The organism is Streptomyces sp. MZ04, assembly GCF_004684775.1.
Classification (GTDB): Bacteria; Actinomycetota; Actinomycetes; order Streptomycetales; family Streptomycetaceae; genus Streptomyces.
Window position 1 is genome coordinate 1 of sequence record NZ_SRIC01000459.1, and the last position, 4,041, is coordinate 4,041.

Annotated in this window: 5 protein-coding genes; 3 read left to right on the forward strand and 2 right to left on the reverse strand. The window is 70.8% G+C overall.

Annotated features, from left to right (window positions below):
- Nucleotides 1–583 precede the first annotated feature (583 nt).
- Both E2651_RS41735 and E2651_RS41740 read right to left on the reverse strand, forming a co-directional pair.
- Nucleotides 584–1,267 (reverse strand): permease prefix domain 1-containing protein, encoded by a 684-nt coding sequence (locus E2651_RS41735; RefSeq protein WP_135336483.1) that lies wholly within the window; start codon nucleotides 1,265–1,267, stop codon nucleotides 584–586.
- Nucleotides 1,264–1,605, reverse strand: a complete 342-nt coding sequence (locus E2651_RS41740; RefSeq protein WP_135336484.1) for a helix-turn-helix transcriptional regulator — start codon at nucleotides 1,603–1,605, stop codon at nucleotides 1,264–1,266. Before E2651_RS41740 ends, E2651_RS41735 begins: the two co-directional genes overlap by 4 nt.
- 87 nt (nucleotides 1,606–1,692) lie before the next feature.
- Between E2651_RS41740 and E2651_RS41745 the strand changes: the two genes are divergently transcribed.
- From E2651_RS41745 to E2651_RS41755, 3 genes are all read left to right on the forward strand, one after another.
- Nucleotides 1,693–2,172 carry a hypothetical protein gene (locus E2651_RS41745; RefSeq protein WP_135336485.1) on the forward strand — a complete coding sequence of 160 codons (480 nt, stop codon included), beginning with the start codon at nucleotides 1,693–1,695 and terminating at the stop codon, nucleotides 2,170–2,172.
- A 5-nt stretch (nucleotides 2,173–2,177) separates the two neighbouring features.
- Complete coding sequence (locus tag E2651_RS41750) at nucleotides 2,178–2,474, forward strand: hypothetical protein (protein ID WP_209446384.1); 297 nt, start codon at nucleotides 2,178–2,180, stop codon at nucleotides 2,472–2,474.
- 64 nt (nucleotides 2,475–2,538) lie between these two features.
- On the forward strand, nucleotides 2,539–3,894 hold the full coding sequence (locus E2651_RS41755) for an FAD-binding oxidoreductase (RefSeq protein WP_167829068.1): 1,356 nt from the start codon (nucleotides 2,539–2,541) through the stop codon (nucleotides 3,892–3,894).
- Nucleotides 3,895–4,041: the final 147 nt, after the last annotated feature.

The following is a 4,041-nucleotide window of genomic DNA, read 5'->3' on the forward strand; positions in this document are numbered from 1 at the left end:
GGGGGAGGGCGTGTTGGGTCCGGGTTGGCTGGAGCGATCCCGGTGTCGGGTTGGCTGGAGCGATCCCGGTGTCGGGTCGACTGGAGCGATCCCTGTGTCGGGTCGACTGGAGGGCGTTCTGAGCCCGGGGCGGCTGGAGCACGTACCTGAGCCGGGGCGGCTGGAGCGGGTCTTGACCTGGGTCGACCAGAGTTCGCCCTGAGCCGGGTCGCCTGGAACGCTCCTCGAGCTGGGTCACCGAGCGTGTCTTGAGCCGGGTCGCCTGGAACGCTCCTCGAGCTGGGTCACCGAGCGTGTCTTGAGCCGGGTCGACTGGAACGTTCCTTGAGCCGGGTCGACTGGAACGTTCCTTGAGCCGCTCCGACCGGAGCTCGCCCCGAGCCACGTCGCCCAGAATACGACTTGAGCCCGGTCGCCCGGAAGACCTCCTAAGGAGGGTCACCCGGAACGCTCCCTGAGCCGGATCGACGGAACACGTCCTGAGCCCGGCCGCCCGGAACGCGCCCTGAGCCGGTTTGCCCGGAACCCGCCCTGACCCAGGTCACCCCGAACCCGCCCTGACCCGACGGCCATCCCGGCAGCGCTAAACGGCGCCCCCCATGATCGGCAGACGAGCGCACTGGCGGCACGCGCGGACCGAGCCGGCCATTACGGCGTGGGACGTCGCTGCGAGCGAGCAGGCCAGGGCGATCAGGGGCCAGTTCGTCGCCAGGATCGAGGCCGTGGCCAGGGCGAGCGTGGCGACGGCCATGGAGATGCTGGCGGTCGTGCCGGTCCACCCGACCATCCTCGGCAACTCGTCCGGCGTGGGAAGCCAGCGCGCGAGGGTGCCGGTCGCGGCGAGGGCACCCGCCGCCAGCAGGGCCGCCACGACCGCGGTTCCGGCCAGGTACACGGCCATCAGTTGAGCTGCCCACGGCAGTGACCAGTCCTGGTCGTCGCCCGCGTTGCGGACGAGGAACCAGCAGGCGACCAGGAAGGGCGCGGTGACGGCGATGGAGCGTGACGTGTGCCGGGCCTGAGCGATGGTCAGTTCCCGCTGGCAGCTCGCCACCAGGTCGTCCATGCTCCCGAAGTCGCGCAACGCCAGCTCGGCGGCCCGGTCATGGGGCAGCCCCCGGCTCGCGTGCTCCGCGACGGCATCGGTGAGGCCGTCGCGGACCTCCTCGAGCAGTCTGGCCTTGGCCCGGACCGGGCCGTGCAGAGCGGCCTCGAGCGTCGTGAGGTAGGTCTCGACGGGGTCGCTGTGCTGGTCCGTGGCGCTCATGTGGCGAGTCCCGGCGGGGGGACGGGATTCAGGACCGAGCCGATCGCCGTCGTGAACTCGCTCCATGCCGTTCGCTCGTTGGCCAACGTGCGCTGGCCGGCGTCCGTCAGTTCGTAGCAGCGCTTGCGGCGCTCGCCCGAGGACTGCCAGCTGCTGCGCAACAACCCCACCCGCTCAAGGCGGTTGAGGGCGGGATAGATCGTGCCCGTACGCAACTCCAGTGCGCCGCCGCTCCGTTCCTGCACGGCCGTGATGATCGCGTACCCGTGCAGGGGGCCCGGCTCGAGCACCGCGAGCAGCAGCCCGTCCAGATGCCCTCTGATCGCGTCCTGTCTCATGAGTAGGCAGCCTACACAAGTGGGGAGTTGGCGTGCTATCTATTGGCAGCCAACATATTTGTTGCCTTGCCGGTGGAGGGGTCCGCAGTGAATAAATTCTTGTTGTCGGTGCATGTCGTCCTGGCGATCCTGGCGGTCGGGCCGATCGCCGTCGCCGCCTCGATGTTCCCGCGCTACGCAAAGCAGTTGGCAGCGGATGCGGATGCGGATGCGGAGGGGCAGGCGGCCGGCGTCGCCGGGGTCCTGCACAAGATCTGCCGTGGGTACGCGCTCTTCGGGATCGGCGTCCCCGTCTTTGGATTCGCCACCGCCGCCCGGCTCGGCGTGCTCGGCGACGTCTGGCTCATCGTCTCGATCGCCCTGACCGCCGTCGCCGCGGCCGTCCTCGCGATGGCCATCCTGCCCAACCAGCAGCGGATGCTCGCGGTGGCCGGGGGAACGGCCGAGCCCGGCACGCCCGCGGTCCCGGCGAGCCGGCTCGCCATGCTCACGGGTGTCTTCAACCTGCTGTGGACGGTCGTCGTGATCCTCATGATCGTCCGCCCCGGCTCCACGACGGGTGCGTGATCTCGATGCGTACGTTGCGCATCGCCGCCGCCGTCGAGGCCGCATCCCTGGTCGTGCTGCTCCTGAACGTCTTTACCGTCCACGCCGATCCGATCACTTCGCTGGGCGGGCCCACCCACGGCACCGCCTATCTCGTCGCCATCGCGATGACCTGGGCGATCCCCGCCGCCGCCGGGACCAGTGCCCGGTGGCTCGCCCTGATCCCCGGAATCGGGGCCATGCTCGCGCTGCGCAGGCTCGGCGCGGACGCCCGCGGGCGACGGTCCGGACATGACGTGTCCGACCCGGCGGGGAACCGGTAGACCCCGACTCACCCCACCCCACCCCACCCCACCGAGCGCAATCGAGGAAAGGAGCAAGACAAACATGACTGTCTTTAACGAAGCGTCCAACGAAGCGTCCAACGAAGCGTCCAACGAAGCGTCCAACGAAGCATCCGGCGCAGCTTCCCGTCTGGCCGGAGCGCTGGCCCGCTCCGTGGGCGGACCCGTGCTGCGGCCCGACGACACCGGATTCGCCGATGAGTTGGCGAGCTTCCAGCTCGCCCTGCGACACCGGCCGGACCTCGTGGTCGGGGCCAGGGACACCGCCGACGTCCGGGCCGCCGTGCGCCTGGCCGGTGAGTACGGGGTTCCGCTCACCGTGCACAGCACCGGACACGGGATGGGCTTAGCCGCGGACAGCGGGATCGTCCTGACGGTGCGTCGGCTGAACGGCGTCGTGGTCGATCCCGTCGAACGGACCGCCCGCGTCGAAGGAGGTGCGACCTGGGGCGAGGTCGCGGCGGCCGCCGCGCCGCACGGCCTGGTGCCGCCCGGCGGCAGCATGGCCGGCGTCGGCGCCGTCGGCTACACCTTCGGAGGCGGGATCGGTCTGCTCGGCCGATCGGACGGCTGGGCCGCCGACTTGGTCCGTTCGTTCACGGTCGTGACCGAGGGCGGCGAGGAGCGGCGGGTCGACGAGCGCGACTCCGAGCGGTTCGCCCGCCTGCGCGGCACCGGACCCCTTCCGGGCGAGGTCGTCACCTCGATGACCATCGGTCTGCTGCCCGAAGGCACCCTGCAGGGCGGCGGACTGACCTTCGACATCGGGGCGTCGGACGCCGAGGGGGACCCCGGAGTGCTCCACGCGTTCCGCGAGTGGACGGCAGGGGTGCCCGACGAACTCACCTCCACGCTGCGGGTGATGGCCTTCCCCGACGGAGATTTCCTGCCCCCGCCGCTGCGTGGCCGGCGCATCGCGCGCGTCGCGATCGCGCTGCGCGGCACGGCCGAGGACGCCGGGCGTCTTGTGGCGCCGCTGCGGAAGGCGGCGGAGACGATCGAGGACACCCTGGCCCCGATGGCGTACACCGACGCGGCCCGCGTGCACGACGAACCCGACACCCCCGGCCCGTACATCGGCGAGAACGTCCTGATCGACACGCTCGACCCGACCGCGCTCGAGACCCTGGCGCGGTCCAACGGCCACCCCATGGTGATCATGAACATCCGTCACCTCGGGGGTGCGCTCGCCCGTCCGCCCGTGGTCCCGGACACCGTGCGGGGGCGCGACGCGCGCTACCTCGTCGCGGCGGTGTCCCTGGTGGACCCGGAGGTGTCGGTCACGGACCCGGCCGCCACCCATGAACAGGCAAGCCCCGCATGGGCACTTGAACCGTTCGTCCCGGCGCGGGTCGGCGTCAGTCCGGGCTTCAGCGTCGGGCCGCGCGGCAAGAACTGACTCGGGCGGCGCGGCCCTCATCACGGGCGCGACCGGTGTCCGAAAGTCAGCCTTGACCGAGGCTCGCCAAAGTCTATGGTCTCGACTAAATGGTCTGGACTAATCAGCCGTCGTGACCATCCGGCCCCGGCGTAAACACCCCACCCC